Annotated in this window: 16 protein-coding genes; 4 read left to right on the plus strand and 12 right to left on the minus strand. The window is 73.2% G+C overall.

What is annotated here, in order from left to right:
* Positions 1–150: 150 nt before the first annotated feature.
* Complete coding sequence (locus tag ACZ7JZ_RS00095; RefSeq protein ID WP_470931493.1) at positions 151–660, plus strand: ATP-binding protein; 510 nt, start codon at positions 151–153, stop codon at positions 658–660.
* Between the two features lie 174 nt (positions 661–834).
* Here the strand turns inward: ACZ7JZ_RS00095 and dapC are convergent, their stop codons facing one another.
* Both dapC and fdxA read right to left on the minus strand, forming a co-directional pair.
* Complete coding sequence (dapC, locus tag ACZ7JZ_RS00100; RefSeq protein WP_470931495.1) at positions 835–1,932, minus strand: succinyldiaminopimelate transaminase; 1,098 nt, start codon at positions 1,930–1,932, stop codon at positions 835–837.
* A gap of 166 nt (positions 1,933–2,098) precedes the next feature.
* The gene (gene fdxA, locus ACZ7JZ_RS00105) at positions 2,099–2,428 is read right to left on the minus strand and encodes a ferredoxin (RefSeq protein ID WP_226735074.1); all 330 of its coding nucleotides are present in this window, start codon (positions 2,426–2,428) and stop codon (positions 2,099–2,101) included.
* 117 nt (positions 2,429–2,545) lie between these two features.
* Between fdxA and ACZ7JZ_RS00110 the strand changes: the two genes are divergently transcribed.
* Both ACZ7JZ_RS00110 and ACZ7JZ_RS00115 read left to right on the plus strand, forming a co-directional pair.
* Entirely contained in the window at positions 2,546–3,601 is a 1,056-nt protein-coding gene (locus ACZ7JZ_RS00110) for a GNAT family N-acetyltransferase (protein WP_470931497.1), read from the plus strand.
* A 56-nt stretch (positions 3,602–3,657) separates the two neighbouring features.
* Positions 3,658–4,413, plus strand: a complete 756-nt coding sequence (locus ACZ7JZ_RS00115; protein WP_470932395.1) for a transglutaminase family protein — start codon at positions 3,658–3,660, stop codon at positions 4,411–4,413.
* A gap of 118 nt (positions 4,414–4,531) precedes the next feature.
* Here ACZ7JZ_RS00115 and ACZ7JZ_RS00120 read toward each other — a convergent pair whose 3' ends face one another.
* The 4 genes from ACZ7JZ_RS00120 to ACZ7JZ_RS00135 all read right to left on the minus strand — a co-directional run bounded on the left by ACZ7JZ_RS00120 (position 4,532) and on the right by ACZ7JZ_RS00135 (position 8,394).
* Complete coding sequence (locus ACZ7JZ_RS00120; RefSeq protein ID WP_470931499.1) at positions 4,532–6,592, minus strand: peptidoglycan binding domain-containing protein; 2,061 nt, start codon at positions 6,590–6,592, stop codon at positions 4,532–4,534.
* 196 nt (positions 6,593–6,788) lie between these two features.
* Complete coding sequence (locus ACZ7JZ_RS00125; protein WP_470931501.1) at positions 6,789–7,193, minus strand: DUF6113 family protein; 405 nt, start codon at positions 7,191–7,193, stop codon at positions 6,789–6,791.
* Positions 7,190–8,101, minus strand: coding sequence for an N-acetyl-1-D-myo-inositol-2-amino-2-deoxy-alpha-D-glucopyranoside deacetylase (mshB, locus tag ACZ7JZ_RS00130; protein WP_470931503.1), 912 nt, complete (start codon positions 8,099–8,101; stop codon positions 7,190–7,192). Before mshB ends, ACZ7JZ_RS00125 begins: the two co-directional genes overlap by 4 nt.
* A 98-nt stretch (positions 8,102–8,199) precedes the next feature.
* Positions 8,200–8,394, minus strand: coding sequence for a hypothetical protein (locus ACZ7JZ_RS00135; protein WP_470931505.1), 195 nt, complete (start codon positions 8,392–8,394; stop codon positions 8,200–8,202).
* A gap of 643 nt (positions 8,395–9,037) precedes the next feature.
* Between ACZ7JZ_RS00135 and ACZ7JZ_RS00140 the strand changes: the two genes are divergently transcribed.
* Complete coding sequence (locus tag ACZ7JZ_RS00140) at positions 9,038–9,598, plus strand: hypothetical protein (RefSeq protein ID WP_470931507.1); 561 nt, start codon at positions 9,038–9,040, stop codon at positions 9,596–9,598.
* A gap of 32 nt (positions 9,599–9,630) precedes the next feature.
* Here ACZ7JZ_RS00140 and ACZ7JZ_RS00145 read toward each other — a convergent pair whose 3' ends face one another.
* From ACZ7JZ_RS00145 to ACZ7JZ_RS00170, 6 genes are all read right to left on the minus strand, one after another.
* Entirely contained in the window at positions 9,631–10,791 is a 1,161-nt protein-coding gene (locus ACZ7JZ_RS00145; protein ID WP_470931509.1) for an ABC transporter ATP-binding protein, read from the minus strand.
* Positions 10,784–11,767 carry an ABC transporter ATP-binding protein gene (locus ACZ7JZ_RS00150; RefSeq protein WP_470931511.1) on the minus strand — a complete coding sequence of 328 codons (984 nt, stop codon included), beginning with the start codon at positions 11,765–11,767 and terminating at the stop codon, positions 10,784–10,786. The genes ACZ7JZ_RS00145 and ACZ7JZ_RS00150 overlap by 8 nt, the downstream gene beginning before the upstream one ends.
* 13 nt (positions 11,768–11,780) lie before the next feature.
* Positions 11,781–12,776 (minus strand): ABC transporter permease, encoded by a 996-nt coding sequence (locus tag ACZ7JZ_RS00155; protein ID WP_470931513.1) that lies wholly within the window; start codon positions 12,774–12,776, stop codon positions 11,781–11,783.
* Positions 12,769–13,692, minus strand: a complete 924-nt coding sequence (locus ACZ7JZ_RS00160) for an ABC transporter permease (protein WP_470931515.1) — start codon at positions 13,690–13,692, stop codon at positions 12,769–12,771. Before ACZ7JZ_RS00160 ends, ACZ7JZ_RS00155 begins: the two co-directional genes overlap by 8 nt.
* Before the next feature lie 111 nt (positions 13,693–13,803).
* Positions 13,804–15,432: a peptide ABC transporter substrate-binding protein gene (locus ACZ7JZ_RS00165; protein ID WP_470931517.1), complete on the minus strand. Its 1,629-nt coding sequence runs from the start codon at positions 15,430–15,432 to the stop codon at positions 13,804–13,806.
* Between the two features lie 153 nt (positions 15,433–15,585).
* Positions 15,586–16,509: a GNAT family N-acetyltransferase gene (locus ACZ7JZ_RS00170; RefSeq protein ID WP_470931519.1), complete on the minus strand. Its 924-nt coding sequence runs from the start codon at positions 16,507–16,509 to the stop codon at positions 15,586–15,588.
* Positions 16,510–16,567: the final 58 nt, after the last annotated feature.

Here is a 16,567-nt window from a genome sequence, read left to right on the forward strand (position 1 = left end):
TAAGGGCCTGGTCGGCGCGCATTTCATGCGCTCGTCGGCGAAACCGATAATGCGACCCGTCCACGAGATTCCGCTCCGCGGGCCGCAACCTGATCCGCCCCGGCACCGGTTGTCACGGCGTACTCAGCCCGCAACACGCTTAGGAGCACCATGTCTCTCCCCCTGACCCGCCGGATCGCCCGCGCCGCGCTGCTGCTCGCAGCGGGTGCAGCTCCCGTGGTCGGTGCGGCCGGCTCGGCGAGCGCTGCGGACCTCGCGTCCGCACCCCAGCTGGGTTCGCTGACCGCCGTGGACAGCGCCGGCATGGGCCAGGCGGTCGACACCGCTGCCCAGCAGACCACCACCACCGCCGGCAGGATGGGCGCCGGCGCCGTCGAGGCGGGTGTGCCCGCCGTCGGGAAGGCCGGCGGCAGCGCCGTGGCGAAGGGCGCCCCGGCCGCCTCGGACGCCGCGGACGGGCTCACCGACAGCGCGGGCGGCCTGGTCGCGGACACCGCGCAGTCCGCCGCGGGGGCGGGCCTGCCCACCGGCGATCTGACGGACGGTGTGACCGGGTCCCTGCCCGCCGCCCCGGGCGGCCTCCCCGAGGCCACCCAGCTGCCCGCACAGCTGCCGGTCGGCACCCCGCTCCCGGGCGCCGGGCAGCTCCCCCTCGGCTGACCAGCAGGCTCAGAGGTCAGAGGCGCTCGGGCGGCGGCCAGGGCGGCCGCGGCGGCTGGAGCCGTCGGGGCCGCCGGGCCGGCCGGACCTGCGGGCGGGGCCCGGGAGTGCGCGTGCGCTCCCGGGCCCCGTCTGCGTGAGCGGCCCCTCCGGGGAGGCCGGCCCGGTCCGCCGTCAGGCGGCCAGCCGCTTGACCGCCGCCTCGATGCGCTCGTCCGTCGCCGTGAAGGCGACGCGGACGAAGGTGGCGCCCGCCTCGCCGTAGAAGTCGCCCGGCGCGACCAGGATGCCGAGGCCGGCCAGGTAGGCGACCGTCTCCCAGCAGGGCTCGTCGCGGGTGGCCCACAGGTACAGGCTGGCCTCGCTGTGCTCGATGCGGAAGCCGTGGGCCTCCAGGGCCGTGCGCAGGGCGGCGCGGCGGGCGGCGTAGCGCGCCCGCTGCTCGTGGACGTGGACCTCGTCGCCGAGGGCGGCGACGGTGGCGGCCTGCACGGGCGCGGAGGTCATCATGCCGCCGTGCTTGCGGATCTGGAGCAGCTCGCCGAGGACCGCGGCGTCGCCGAGGACGAACGCGGCCCGGTACCCGGCCAGGTTGGAGCGCTTGGAGAGGGAGTAGACGGCCACGACGCCCTCGTACGTGCCCCCGCAGACCTCCGGGTGGAGGACGGAGACCGGGTCGGCCTCCCAGCCCAGCTCCAGGTAGCACTCGTCACTGAAGACGGGGACGCCGTGCTCGCGGGCCCAGGCCACGATCCGGCGCAGCTCCGCGAGCGGGAGGACCTCGCCGGTGGGGTTGGACGGGGAGTTGAGCCACAGCAGCTTCAGGCCGGCCGGGTCGAGCTCGGTCGGGTCGTCGTAGACCACCGGCTCGGCCCCGCACAGCCGGGCGCCGACCTCGTACGTCGGGTAGGCGAGGCGCGGGTAGGCGACCTTGTCGCCGGGGCCCAGGCCGAGCTGGGTGGGCAGCCAGGCGACGAGCTCCTTGGAGCCGACCACCGGCAGGACGTTGGCGTGGGCGACGGAGACCGCGCCGAGCCGGCGCTCCGCCCAGCCGGCGATGGCGTCGCGCAGGGCGGGGGTGCCCCACACCGTGGGGTAGCCCGGGGAGTCGGAGGCCGCGGCGAGGGCCTGGCGGACGAGCCCGGGCACCGGGTCGACGGGGGTGCCGACCGAGAGGTCGACGATGCCGTCCGCGTGGGCGGCGGCCGTCGCCTTGTACGGCTCCAGCTTGTCCCAGGGGAAGACGGGGAGTCGGGACGATACTGCGGCCACGGCGCGGTGCTCACTTTCTCTGGTGCACGGGGTTCGGAGGCCGGCCCAGGTGCTGCCTCGGGTACTGCCTCACAGGCTGCTTCAGGGGCTGCCTCAGGGCTGAAGCGCCTGGAAAACACCGCGGTCCTGTACGACGGGACAGTCGTACAGGACCGGGGTGGAAGCCTCAGTGCTCCGGGTTGATGTCCGCCGGAAGCGCGGCGATGAAGGGGTGGTCCCGCTCGATCAGGCCGAGCTTGGAGGCACCACCGGGCGAACCGAGCTCGTCGAAGAACTCGACGTTCGCCTTGTAGTAGTCCTTCCACTCCTCCGGGGTGTCGTCCTCGTAGAAGATGGCCTCGACCGGGCAGACCGGCTCACAGGCGCCGCAGTCCACACACTCGTCGGGGTGGATGTACAAGGACCGCTGGCCCTCGTAGATGCAGTCGACGGGGCACTCCTCGATGCAGGCCTTGTCCTTGACGTCGACACAAGGCTGCGCGATGACGTAGGTCACGCTCTCGTTCCTCCTCGGTAGGGCTTTCCATATCGCGCGGGAGCGCGGCGTCGTCGATGCCCGCCCCTAGTATCTCCGTTCCCGGGCACGATCCGAACAGGAGGGGCGCAGAGAGCCGTGGAAATCACCGCAGGGGGACGTCTGGAAGTCCGCATCACCCGGGATGACGTGGGCAAACGCGTGTCCGTACGACGCTTGAACAGCACTAGTGGAGAAGCCTCCGGATTCACCGACGCCGTAGGGGTTCTCACATCATGGGACGCCGGTGTGCTGCTGATCACAAGAAAGAACGGGGAATCCGTCCGCATCCCGGAATCCCTGCTGGTGGCGGGCAAGGTCGTACCGGCCGCGCCGGCCCGGCGGCGGGGTCCCGCGGCCGGGTTCGAGGAGCTCACGAGGATCTCTGCACGCGCGTGGCAGCCGGTCGAGGGCGGGACCCTGGGCGGGTGGTCGCTGCGCGCGGCCGACGGATTCACCCGGCGGGCCAACTCGGCGCTGCCGCTGGGCGACCCGGGGGTGCCGCTGGAGGAAGCACTCGCGCGGGTGAAGGCCTGGTACGCGGCGCGGGACCTTCCGGCGTACGTGCAGGCGGGCACCGGGGCCGAGGGGGCGCAGGAGCTGCTCTGCGCGGAGCTGGAGGCGCACGGCTGGGTCCGCGAGGTCTCGGCCGAGGTCCGGATCGCCGCGCTCGCGCCGATCGCGGACGGCGGGGCGGACGTCTCACGGGTCGGACTCTCGCGCGCCTGCGACGCGGCCTGGCTGGGGCGCTACCAGCGCACCGGCGAGGTGCGGCCCGCGGTGGTGCAGGTGCTGTCGTCGGGGCCGTCGGTGTGGTTCGCCCGCATCGATGCGCCCCCGGGAGCCGACCGGGCCGACGGCGCTGACGGCCCCGGCGGGGCGGGTGCGGCGGCCGCGATCGGGCGGCTGGTCGTGGACGGCCGCTGGGCGGGTTTCGCGGCCGTGGAGGTGGCCCCGGAGCACCGTCGGCAGGGGCTGGCGCAGGCCGTGATGACGGCGCTGGCCCGCAAGGCGCTGGAGGAGGGGGCCTCGGCCGCCTGGCTCCAGGTGGAGGCGGAGAACGCGCCGGCCCGTGCGCTGTACGACGGCATGGGCTTCACGACCCACCACGCCTACCACCACTTCCGGGCTCCGGGCGGTGGGGGCGAGCGGTGAGCTTCCGGGAGAGGTTCGCCGAGGAGGCCCGGTCGGAGCGGCCGGACCTGGCGCTGATGTGCCTGCTGCTGGCGGCCGAGGGCGACCCCGGGCTGGACGAGCGGGGCATGGACGAGGCGCAGATCGAGCTGGACCGGCTGGCGGGGATGCTCCCGTACGCGCCGGGCGGGCCCGGGGGCTGGGCCGCCGCGGTGGCCGAACTGCTCGGCGGGCGCTGCGGCTTCCACGGCAGGCCCGCGGACTACGAGCGGCTGGAGTCCTCGCTGCTGCACCAGGTGCTCAGGCGGCGGCGCGGGCTGCCGATCCTGCTGTCCGTGGTGTGGATGGAGGTGGCGCGGCGGGCCGGGGCCCCGGTGTACGGGGTGGCGCTGCCGGGCCGCTTCGTGGTGGGCTTCGGGGATCCGGCCGATCCGGTGCTGGCCGACCCCTTCGGCGGCGGCCGGCCGCTGACGGGGGCGGACGCCGAACTGCTGGTGGTCAGTGCCACGGGGGCGCCGCCGGACCCCTCGCTGATGCGTCCGGCGACGGTCCCGGCGATCGTGCTGCGGATCCTGAACAACATCCGGGCCTGGGCCGCCTCCCGCCCGGAGCACTCGGCGGTGCAGCTGTGGGCCCTGGAGCTGTCGCTGCTGCTGCCCTCGCACCCGGCGCGGCTGCGCTGCGAGCGGGCCCGGCTGCTGGTGCGGCGCGGGGAGTTCCTGCTCGGCGCTGCGGAGCTGGAGGCGTACGCGGAGATCATGGCGCTGGTGGACGCGGACGAGGCCGCCTCGATCCGGCACGAGGCCGCCGCGGCGCGCGCGATGCTGAACTGAGGCCCGCACGGTCGCCGTACGGGGCACGGAAGCGACACGAGCCCCCGTCCGCGGTCGGGACGGGGGCTCGTCGGCCGTACAGGGCCCGGCGGGGCGCCGCGGGGGCGCCCGGCGGGGGTCAGCTCGGGTCGGTGTCGATCTCGACGGTCCGCTCGGCCTCGGTCTTGCCGCGCAGGGCCTTGCCCAGCGCGCCCGCGACGTCCTGCGGGGTGACCGGGGTCCTGTCCCCGGTGCCGCGCATGATCAGCACGCCCTTGAAGGTGTCCCCGTAGAGCTCTTCGAGGGCCTTGAGGTCGTAGGTCTCGACCAGCTTGCCGTCGACGGCCTTCATCCCGAGGATCTTCGGCAGGGAGATGGCCGGCCCGAAGGGGATGGACCCGGCGCCGGCCTTGATGGTGACCTTGCCGGACATCGCGGGCTCCGCGAACTCGGCCATGGCCCGGTCCAGTTCGGCCTGGTCGATGACCGGCTCGCGGTTGGTGACGGGCAGCTCGACGGGCTTGGTCGCACCGGTCTCGATCTGGAGCTTGTACGCCGCCTTGACCGCCTCGACGGCGAGGTCGACGTCCATGCCCTGGCCGGCCTTGCCGGGGACGGCGGTGACCTTGTTCGGCTCGAACTTGATCGTGCCCTCGACGACGGTGCCCACTCCCCCCGCGAGGCCCTGCAGCGCGGCGCGCAGCTTCTCCTCGTCCACGGGGATCTTCGCCTCGGCGGTCCGCGAGTCGCCGAAGAGCGAGCCGATGACCGACATGGGGTTGTAGTCGCTGCCCTGGGCGCCGCGGACGGTCGCCTGGGTGTCGAGCGTCAGACCGGCCTGCTCGGGGCGCAGCTCGACCTGCTTGCCCGCCAGGCTGAGCCGCAGCGGGGTTGCGGCGCGCTTGCCGAAGGCCTGGTCGAGGGTGCTGAGGGCCTCCTCGCGGGTGCCGCCGATGTCCACGCCGAGCACGGTGGTGCCCTTGGGCACGTCGGAGTGGTTCAGCAGCAGGCCGGCGCCGTAGGCGACGCCGAGGAGGGCGGCGACGCCGGTGCCGACGAGCACCAGCTTCGAGCCCTTGCGGACCCCGCCCTTCTTGGGCTCGGGCGCGGGGCGCTGCGGGGGCGCCGCGGGCTCGCCGCCCTCGGGGGGCAGTGCGCCGCCGAAGTCGGGTACCTGCTGCACCACCGGCATGCCGGGGCCGGCCGGGCCGGGGCCGCCGGGCATCTCGGGGCCGGGCCACTGGCGGATCGCCGTGGTGTCGTCGTCGTGCCGGGGGGCCGCGACGGGCATGGTGCCGAGCGCGGGGCCGGTGGTGGGCCCGGCGGGGCCGGGGCCCTGCGGGGCGTACGGCATGCCGCCGGGGGCGCCGGGCGCGGGCGGCGGGTACGCGGCGGCACGCGGGCCGGGGCCCGGCGCTCCGGGGCCCTGCGGGCCGGGATACCCCTGACCGGGGGCACCTTGCGCGCCCGGGCCGCCGGGGCCGAAGCCGTTGCCCGCCGTGCGGGCGGCGGGGCCGGGGCCGGCCTGCGGTCCGCCGGCGCCCATGGGCGCGGCGGGGCGGCCGCCGAAGCCGGCCGGGGCCGGGCCGCCGCCGGGGGCCGGGGCCCCGGGCTGGCGGGTCGGCAGGCCCGCACGCGGCGGAAGGGCTGCTGCGGGCCGCGGGCCCGCGCCGGGGCCGCTCTGCGGCCCGGTTCCGGTGTTCATGTCTGTCCCCCCGATGCTGGCGGGGGCCGGGCCCGTACCGGCACCGCCGACGCCCGGCCCGAGGGCGGGCCGTGCGGCAGGTGCGGGCGCGGGCGCGCCCCCCTTGCGCGGAGCGAACCAGTCGCTCTGCTGGTCCCCCTTCGGCCCGTCGGCCGGCGCCGGAGCCGCGGACGGCTCCGCGGGATTCGACGCCTCGCCCGGGCCCTGCGGTTCCTGGTCCTCCGACCCGGACACGGGCTTGCGCACGACGACCGGCGGGATCGGCCGCGAACCCGGGATGTTGATCCGGACGCGGGTCGTCAGCGTGGTTTCCGTCTTGCGCTCTTCCGACCCCGGGGAAGGTGAAGGCTTCGTCATCGCTTGCTCCTCCGGAGCGTCCACCGCCTTGTCCGCGGACGGGTTCCGGCGTGATCCGTACGTCGGCGCGCCCGAGGGGAAGGCGGATCCACCGCGCCCCTGGGGCCCGGAGGACGAACTGTCAGTTTCACGACTCAAGGCTGGTTCTCCCGGTTGGCTCCGCCGCCCGTTTCACCTTGCTCGGGCAGCTCGGCGGCCCGTCCACCATACTGGCCGCCGCCGGGGCACAACTGACCGCCGGGGGAAGCGGGGTTCCCGTGCACGCCCTGGGGAGGCGCGGCGGGAGGGCTTCACAACCCCCTGGCGGAGACCCGGCGGTGGCCCGAAGGGTACGTCATCTTCCGCTTCGGGCGGCCGAAACCGGTCGGGCCGGACGACCCTGCAGGGTGGCACACATCACAGCCGCGACGATTCCGACCAGCATGTACACGTACGTCCCGGTCGTGGGGGCGTACAGGTTGTCGCCCTCGGGCCGCGGGGAGACGAAGACCACGAGGACGCCGAGCCAGCCCAGGGCGGTGGCACCGACCCCGACGGGCCCGCCCATCGCGATCCGGCCGCCGAGGAAGCAGCCGGCGCTGCCCGCCAGGGCCAGGAGCAGGCCGAAGGGCTGCCAGGCGCCGAGGACGAGGCCGCCGGCGATCCCGGTGAGGGCGCCGGTGACGGCGAGCAGGAGGAAGAGCCCGATCCGGGCGGGCGTCAGGGGGCGGGGGGCCGTCCCGCCGGGTCCGGCGCTCATGCCCCGGTCCCGGCGAAGAGGTCCCGCTCGCGCTCGCCCGCCGGGGCGCCGGAGCGCCCGCGGACCAGCTCGTAGTACTCGCGGGCGAAGAGCGGCTGCCCGAGGCCGTTGGAGAGGGCGAAGAAGGGGCCGTCCACGGCGACCTGCGTGGCGTGCGCCCGCATGGCGGCCGCCTTGGCCCGCCCGTAGGCCCCGCCCGCCCCGTCGTCCGGTTCCTCGCCGATCTCGGCGGTGATCTGCCCGTCCGGGACCACGCCGGGTACGTCGGCCACCTCGGCGGTCCCCGGGAAGGGCTGGTCCGCGAGGGCGCGCAGCCGGGCGAAGCCCTCCTCGGCCACCGAGCGCGGCACGCGGTTCCAGTACACCTTGGCGACGGCGTGCGGCTCCCCGAGGTCGAGCCGGTACGCGGGCTCGGCGGCGAGGTCGGCTGCGCGCATGGCGACGCGGTGGGCCTGGATGTGGTCCGGGTGCCCGTACCCGCCGTCGGGGTCGTACGTGACCAGCACCTGCGGCCGGACCCGGCGGATCACCGGCACGAGGTGCGCCGCGGCCGTGTCCACGCCGGCGGACCAGAAGGCGCCCTCGCGGTGGTTCTGCGGGGCGCCCATCATCCCCGAGTCGCGGAAGCGGCCGGGCCCGCCGAGGAAGCCGTGGTCGGTGACGCCCAGTTCGGCCATGGCGGCGGCGAGCTCGCCGATCCGGTGGGCGCCCAGGGTGTCCTCGCGGTCGGCCGCCAGGTGGGCGAGGCCGGGCGGGATGACCTCGCCCTCCTCGCCCAGCGTGCAGGTCACCAGCGCGACGTGGGCGCCCTCGGCCGCGTACTTGGCCATGGTGACGCCGTTGTTGATCGACTCGTCGTCCGGGTGCGCGTGCACCAGGAGCAGACGACGGGCGGGAAGACCGTTCATGGGCACAGCCTACGAGGCCGCGTCCGCGCCCCCGCGCCCGCGCCGCGGACCCGCCGGGATCCGCAGGAGACGGCCCGGGGGACGGCCCGGGAGACGGTCTAGAGGTCGATGCCGCCGATCATGCCCGCCACGTTGGTCGTCAGCTCCTTGAGCGTCGGAGCCAGCGAGGAGCTGGAGAGGTAGAAGCCGAGCAGTACACAGACAACCGCGTGTCCCGGCTTCAGTCCTGATTTGCGGACCAGCAGGAAGACGATGATCGCCAGCAGCACCACCGCCGAAATCGAGAGTGCCACGGCGGTTCACCTCCACATCAGTTCGCTTGCCCCGGACGGACTCGAGCACGTGGCGGAGTCATACCCGCATGTGCCGTGCGCTACGGATCATAACTATCCGTGCGGACGCATCCTTCGGTCGCACTGGTGCACCGGGGGGGCGCATGGCGCTCGCGGGACAGGGCGCACGGCCTCTGACGAGGCGCCCCCGCCCGGAGGCGGAGCGGCCGGCCGGGAGGTCTGCACCTCCCGGCCGGCCCACGGCACCCGCACGGCCGTACGCCCCCAGCCTCGCGCGTGCACATATCGGTGTTGCGACGGCGAAGTTGCCTGCGTGTTAACCGAGTTGGCGGCACGGGCGCCCCGGGCGGCCGGCGGACACCCGGCCCGGCCCGGGGCCGCAGGCGCTCCACGGCCCGGCAGGGGCCGTCCGCGGCCGCGGCGCGGCGGGCGGCGGGGGTGCCGTGCGGGGCCGGGCGGCCCCCGCCCCCGGAGCCCTTGCGCCCCGTGCGGAAGTGCAGTCGCGAAGGGTCCGGGCCGGACCGTACGGGCGGGCCTCCGGCAGGCGGGGAATCCGGCCGCGGGGGCGCGGTCCCGCGCGCTCCGCATCGCCCGTCCGTGTGATGCAATGCGCTGAGGAGCGACCCCGGGACGGATGAGGCGGATGAGGATAGTGGTGCCGGCGCTGGCCGGTGTGGTGCTGTTGGGCGCTGCGGCGGCGTTCGCGTACACGGCGTACGGGGACGGCGACGGCGGCGGGGAGGCCCGCGGGGGTGCGCAGTCCGCGCCCGCCTGCGCCGGGGACACCTCGAAGCGCGAGTACCTGACCCACTCCGCCGAGTACGTGGCGCTGGTCAGCGTGGAGCGGCGGGGCGGCTACGAGCGGGCCCCGCAGACCGACAACGCGGGCTGGCTGGCCTCCACCCTGAAGGTGGACCGGACGCTGAAGGGCTCGCTCCCGCCCAGGATCGAGCTGGCCCAGTTCGTCGCGGAGAACGGGGACGGCGGCTCGTACACCACCGGCATCGGCCCGTACGAGCACCTGCTCAAGCCCGGCAGCCGCTACGTCGTCGCCTTCTCGGCGGCGGCCGAGGGCCCGGGCGACTACCGGATGACGGCCGCCGAGCCGGCCAGCGGCAAGCGCTCGGACGCGGCCGAGGCGGCCTGGCGCGCGGCGGTCGCGAGCCCCCGGGCGCAGGGTTCCTGCGCGGGCGGGGGCGCGTAGCTCCGTCCCTTCCGGATCCCGGCGGGTCCGGCTCAGGCCGGATCCGGACCCGGGCCCCCCTCCTGCGCGGCGCCCCCGCCCGGAGTCCCGCCGTCCGCCGGCTCCCCGTACCCGGGGCCGCCGGCCGCGGTGCCGGGCAGGGGCGCGGGCGGGGGCGTGAGCTCGCCCCCCTGCGGGACCACCTGCTTCTCGGCGGCGAAGTGGCAGGCCGAGGGGTGGGCCGCGGGCCCGCCGGTGCGCCGGAACACCTCGGGGACCGCGAGCAGCGGCACCTCCTGCGCGCAGCGCTCCTCGGCCTTCCAGCAGCGGGTGCGGAAGCGGCAGCCCGAGGGCGGGTTGGCCGGCGAGGGGACGTCCCCGGTGAGGATGATCCGCTCGCGGTGGGCGCGGGCCCCGGGGTCGGGGACGGGCACGGCGGACAGCAGGGCCTGGGTGTACGGGTGGGTGGGGTGGTCGTAGATCTCCGTGTCGGTGCCGATCTCCACCACCTTGCCGAGGTACATCACGCCGACCCGGTCGGAGATGTGCCGGACGATCGACAGGTCGTGCGCGATGAACACGTACGACAGGCTGAACTCGGCCTGGAGCCGCTCCAGCAGGTTGACCACCTGCGCCTGCACCGAGACGTCGAGCGCGGATACCGGCTCGTCCGCCACGATGATCTCCGGCTGGAGGGCCAGCCCGCGGGCGATGCCGATGCGCTGGCGCTGGCCGCCGGAGAACTGGTGCGGGTAGCGGTTGATGTACTCGGGGTTGAGGCCGACCACGTCGAGGAGGTCCTGCACCTTGCGGCGCCGGTCGCCCTTGGGGGCCACCTCGGGGTGGATCTCGTACGGCTCCCCGATGATGTCGCCGACGGTCATGCGCGGATTGAGCGAGGTGTACGGGTCCTGGAAGACCATCTGGATGTTGCGGCGTACGGCCTTCAGGGCCCGTCCGGACATCCGGGTGATGTCCTCGCCCTTGTAGGAGATCGAACCGGCCGTCGGCTTCTCCAGGTTGACCAGCATCTTGGCGACCGTGGACTTGCCGCAGCCCGACTCCCCGACGATGCCGAGGGTCTCGCCGGCCCTGAGCTCGAAGGAGACCCCGTCCACCGCCTTGACCGCGCCGACCTGCTTCTTGAAGAGGATGCCCTGGGTCAGCGGGAAGTGCTTGACCAGGTCCTTCACTTCGAGAATGGCCTCAGGCATGGAGGCACTCCTTCCAGAAGAAGCAGGCGCTGCTGCGCGGCACGGGGGATTCCGTCACCTCGGCCAGCGGCGGGACGTCCGTGCGGCAGACCGGCCGGGCCATCGGGCAGCGCGGGTTGAAGGCGCAGCCGGGCGGGATGGCCAGCAGGTTGGGGGGCAGGCCCTTGATCGCGTACAGCTCCTGGCCCTTCTGGTCCAGGCGCGGGATGGAGTCGAGGAGGCCGCGGGTGTAGGGGTGGGCGGGGGCCCTGTAGATCTCGTGGACGGGGGCGGCCTCGACGATCCGGCCCGCGTACATCACGGCGATCTTGTCGGCCACGTCGGCGACCACGCCGAGGTCGTGGGTGATCAGGATCAGCCCCATGTTCAGCTCGCGCTGGAGCTCGGCCAGCAGGTCCATGACCTGGGCCTGGACGGTCACGTCGAGGGCGGTGGTGGGTTCGTCCGCGATGATCAGGGAGGGTTCGAGGGCCAGCGCCATGGCGATCATGATGCGCTGGCGCATTCCGCCGGAGAACTGGTGCGGGTAGTCGCCGACCCGCTGCTTGGCCGCGGGGATCTTCACCCGGTCCATCAGCTCCACGGCCTTGGCCCGGGCGTCCTTGCGGGACATCCCGCGGTGGACCTCGAACATCTCGCCCAGTTGCGCGCCCACGGTCAGGACCGGGTTGAGGGAGGACAGGGCGTCCTGGAAGATCATGGCCATCTCGGCCCCGCGGACCTTGCGGCGCTCGTCCTCCTTCATCTTCAGCAGGTCCCTGCCCTTGAAGAGGATCTCGCCCTGCGGGATCCGGCCGGGGGGCATGTCGAGGATGCCCATCACGGCCTGGGCGGTCACCGACTTGCCGGAGCCGGACTCGCCGAGCACGGCCAGGGTCTCGCCCTCGCCGACCGAGTAGTTGACCCCGTTGACCGCCTTGGCGACCCCGTCCCTCGTCTTGAATTCCACGTGCAGGTCGCGGACTTCGAGCAGCATGGTGCCCAACTCCTCAGCGCAGCTTGGGGTCGAGGGCGTCGCGCACCGCGTCGCCGAGCATGATGAACGCCAGCACGGTCAGGCTGAGCGCCCCGGCCGGGTAGAGGAGCATGTGGGGCGCGTTGCGGATCTGCGGCGCGGCGTTGGAGATGTCGATGCCCCAGGAGACGGTGGGCGGGCGCAGGCCCACGCCGAGGAAGGACAGGGTGGCCTCCAGGGCGATGTACGTGCCCAGGGCGATGGTGGCGACGACGATCACGGGCGCGACGGCGTTGGGCGCGACGTGCCGCAGCAGCATCCGCCCGCTGCCGGCGCCGAGGGCGCGGGCGGCCTGCACGTAGTCGTTCTGTTTGGCGGTGATGACGGAGCCGCGGGCGATGCGGGCGATCTGCGGCCAGCCGAGCAGCACGATGAAGCCGACCACGGGCCAGACGGTGCTGCTGGTGACCACGGACAGGAAGACCAGGCCGCCGAGGACCACGGGGATGCCGAAGAAGATGTCGGCGATCCGGGAGAGCAGCGAGTCCCACCAGCCGCCGAAGAACCCGGCGAGCCCGCCGAGCAGCGAGCCGAGCAGGGCCGCGCCGAGGGTGGCGCAGACGCCGACGGTGATCGAGGCGCGGGCCCCGTAGACGGTGCGGGTGTACACGTCGCAGCCCTGGGTGTCGTACCCGAAGGGGTGGCCGGGCTCGGAGCCCTGCTGGGACTTGGACAGGTCGCACTGGAGGGGGTCGCCGCCGGCGATCAGCTGGGGCCAGATCGAGATGACCACGAGGAAGAGGATCAGCAGCGAGGAGATGATGAAGACGGGGTTGCGGCGCAGCTGGTGCCAGGCGTCGGACCACAGGGAGCGGGGCTTCTCCGTCTTGCCGGCGGGGCCGCCGCCGGGTTCGAGGGACTTCTCCAGGCTCTCGGCCTCCTCCAGCGCCAGGTCCATGACTCCGCCCTGTCCGGTGGGGGCGATGGCCTCGTGCTTGCCGGGCTGCAGCGGGTCGTACGGCTCAGGCATAACGGATCCTCGGGTCCAGGACCGCGTAGAGCAGGTCGACGAGCAGGTTCGCGAGCAGGAAGACGATCACCAGGATGGTGACGAAGCCGACCACGGTGGGGGCGTTGTTGCGCAGGATGCCCTGGTAGAGCTGGTAGCCCACGCCGTGGATGTTGAAGATCCGCTCGGTGACGATGGCCCCGCCCATGAGGGCGCCGATGTCGGTGCCGATGAAGGTGACCACGGGGATCAGGGAGTTGCGCAGCAGGTGGCGGGTGACCACGCGGCGGCGGGGCAGGCCCTTGGCGGTGGCGGTGCGGACGTAGTCGGCCTTCACGTTCTCGGCGATCGAGGTGCGGGTGAGCCGGGTGACGTAGGCGAGGGAGACCAGGGCCAGCACGATGCCGGGCAGGATCAGCTCGTTGAGGGGGGCGTCGGAGGAGACGGTGGGCCGCACCCAGCCCCATTTGACGCCGAGGAGGTACTGGAGCAGGTAGCCGGTGACGAAGGTCGGCACGGAGATCACGATGAGGGTGAGCACGAGCAGGGTGGTGTCGACGGCGCGGCCGCGGCGCAGTCCGCTGACGACCCCGAAGGTGATGCCGATGACGATCTCGAAGAAGATCGCGACCATCGTCAGGCGCAGGGTGACGGGGAAGGCCGAGGCCATCAGCTCGGTGACCTTCTGGCCGTTGAAGGCGGTGCCGAAGTCGCCCTGGAAGATCTGGCCCATGTAGTGCAGGTACTGCTTCCACAGGGGCTGGTCGAGGTAGAGGTCCTTGCGGATGCGCGCGGCGGTGGCCGGGTCGGGGGCCTTGTCGCCGAAGAGGGCCGCGACGGGGTCGCCGAGCGCGTACACCATGAAGAAGATGAGGAACGTGCTGCCGATGAACACCGGGATCATCTGGAGCAGCCGCCGGATCACGTAGCGTCCCACGAGGCCTCCGTGTCGAAGGGGGGCGGAGCTGCCGGGGTGCGCGGGGCCGGGCCGCCGCCGCCCCGGGGGGCGCTGCGGCGGGTCCCGGCTCCGGACGGGGGTCGGGGCGGGTCAGCCGACCTTGATCTGGTCGTACACGGGGACGCTGAACTGGTTCAGGGCCACGTCGGAGAGCCGCTCGGCGTAGCCGGCGCTGCCGTTCTGGTACCAGAGGGGGATGGCCGGCATCTGCTCGGCGAGGATCGCCTCGGCCTGCTGGAACTTGGCGATGGCCGCGGCCGGGTCGCTCTCCTGGTTGGCCTGGTCGATCAGGCTGTCGAACTGCTTGTTGCTGAACTTCCCGTAGTTGGAGGAGGCGCCCGTGTAGTAGAGGGGCTCCAGGAAGTTCTGGATCAGCGGGTAGTCGGCCTGCCAGCCGGAGCGGAAGGGGCCGGTCATCTTGTTGTTGCTGACCTGGTTGCGGAAGTCCGCGAAGGTGCCGACGGGGTTGACCGTGCAGACGGGTCCGGCGCCGAGGGCGTTGTTGATGCTGTTGCAGACGGCGTCCATCCACTCGCGGTGCGAGCCGGTGTCCACGTTGGAGGTCAGGGTCATCTTGCCGCCGGGCAGGCCGCCGCCCTCCTGGATGAGCTTCTTGGCCTCGGCGGGGTTGTACGTGCAGGCCTCGCCGCAGACGGTGTCCTTGTAGCCGCCCTTGTCGCCGAGGGCCGGCGAGGTCCAGTCCTTGGCGGGGGTGCGGGTGTTCTGGAAGATCTGCTTGGTGATCTCCTCGCGGTTGACCGCCATGGAGATGCCGCGGCGGACCTTCTCCATGCCGGCCTTGTTCCAGGCGGGGTCGTACAGCGGGAAGACCACCGTCTGGATGATCAGGGCGGGCTGGTTGATGTACCGGTCGCCGAGGTCGTTCTTGACGTTCTTCAGCTGCTGGGAGGGCACGTCGTCGACGAGGTCGAGGTTGCCCGCGATCAGGTCGGTGTACGCCGTGTTGTTGTCGGTGTAGACCTTGAGGTCGACGCCGCCGTTCTGGGCCTTGTCGGCGCCGGTGTAGCCGTCCCACTTGCGCAGCTTCATGCCGGTGCCCTTGGTGTACGACTCCACCGTGTAGGGGCCGTTGCCGATGGGCTTGTCCAGCCAGGCGGCGTGGTCGGTGAAGAAGGCCTTGGGGAGCGGGGAGTAGGCCTGGTAGCCGAGGGTCTCCGGCCAGGTGGAGAACTTCTCCTTGAGGGCGACCGTGAAGGTCTTGGGGTCCTTGACCACCAGGCCCTTCATCGTCTTGGACTTGGGTTCGCCGGTCTCCGGGTGCACGTCCTCGTAGCCGACGATGTCCGAGAAGAAGGGCGAGTTGTTCTGCTTGTTGCGCACGTCGGCGCCGTAGTTCCAGGCGTCGACGAAGGACTGCGCGGTCACCGCCTCGCCGTTGCTGAACTTCCAGCCGTCCTTCAGGGTGACGGTGAAGTTCTGCTGGTCCGTGGTCTCGATCTTCTCGGCGACCATGTCGAGGGCCTCGCCCGTCTTCGGGTCGTACCTCTTGAGGCCCCGGAAGAGCATGTCGAGGACCTTGCCGCCCTGGACCTCGTTGGTGTTCGCCGGCTCCAGCGGGTTCTGGGGGTCGCCCCACGAAGAGCTCACGATGCCGGCGCCGTCACCTCCGCCGCTGTCGTCCCCGCCGCCGCAGGCCGTCGCCCCCAGGGCGACGGCGACTGCACATGCGGCCCACTTGGCGTGGGTGGCTCCGCGCATGGAGTGCCTCCTCATGGCTCCCAAGTCCTGCTTGGTCGTACTTAGGAGCCAATGTCACCCCAGAACGGGTGGTATCGCACTTTATGCGCGCCCGTGCGGGAGGAGGTATCACCCGGGTGACGGCCGTCCTCGGCGGGGCCGTCCGCGCCGCGCTCAGGTCAGGGTGACCTCCCAGGTGTCCACCCCGTAGTGCAGCCGCATCCCGTGCGCCTCGTACAGCCCGAGGGCCCCGGAGGCGTTCAGCGTGTCCACGCCCAGGCCCAGGGTCTCCCGGCCGCGGGCGGCGTACACCCCGAAGGCGTGCTTGAGGAGGTGGCTGCCGATGCCCTTGCCGCGCAGCCCCTTGCGCACGCCGATGTTGCGCACCCAGGCCATGGAGGCCCGGTCGTCGCGGCTGAGCAGCGCGCCGACGTCGCCGTGCCCCTCCAGGGAGGCGATCCACACCAGGGACCAGTCGAGCCGGCCCCCGTCCAGGTCCGCGAGCCACTGCTCGTAGGTGCGCGGGCTGTGGTCGAAGTGGTCGGCGAAGGCCTCCTGCAGCAGGGCGTGCGCCAGCCGCCGGTCCTCCTCGGCGGTGCAGTCGCGCAGGGTGAGCCCGGCGGGGGGCTCCGGCAGCGGGTCGGCGGCCGGGGACAGGGCCCGGGTCATGACCTGGTGGCGGCGGACCCGGCGCCAGCCGCGGGCGGTGAGCCGCGCCGGCTCGGTGGTGGGCTCGGAGGCCAGGTTGAGGTGGAGCACGGAGCGCTCGGCGCCGCCGGCGCGGGAGCGCTCCAGGGAGCGGGCCTCCAGCAGGGCGAGCAGGTGCTCCCCCGCGTCCTGGTGCTCGGGGAGCACGTAGTGGTCGGAGTCGATGCGCTCCGGGTCCCCGTCGCACCACAGGATGGCGTACGAGACCAGCTTGCCGTCCTGGAAGGCCAGCCAGGAGTCGTTGGCGAGGTCCTGCTCGGGGTGCAGCAGGTCGGACTCGACCTCGTGCAGGTCGGTGTCGGGGCGGCCGATCTCGATCATGTCCACTGCATTGCGCAGGGCGCAGATCTCGGGGGCGTCGGCGGGCCCGGCGGGGCGTACGGTCAGCATCCGCCCACTCTCTTATCCCGGCGGGGGCCGGGGCAATGCGATTTTTCCGGCCGCGCCG

Source organism: Streptomyces sp. NPDC038213, assembly GCF_055600495.1.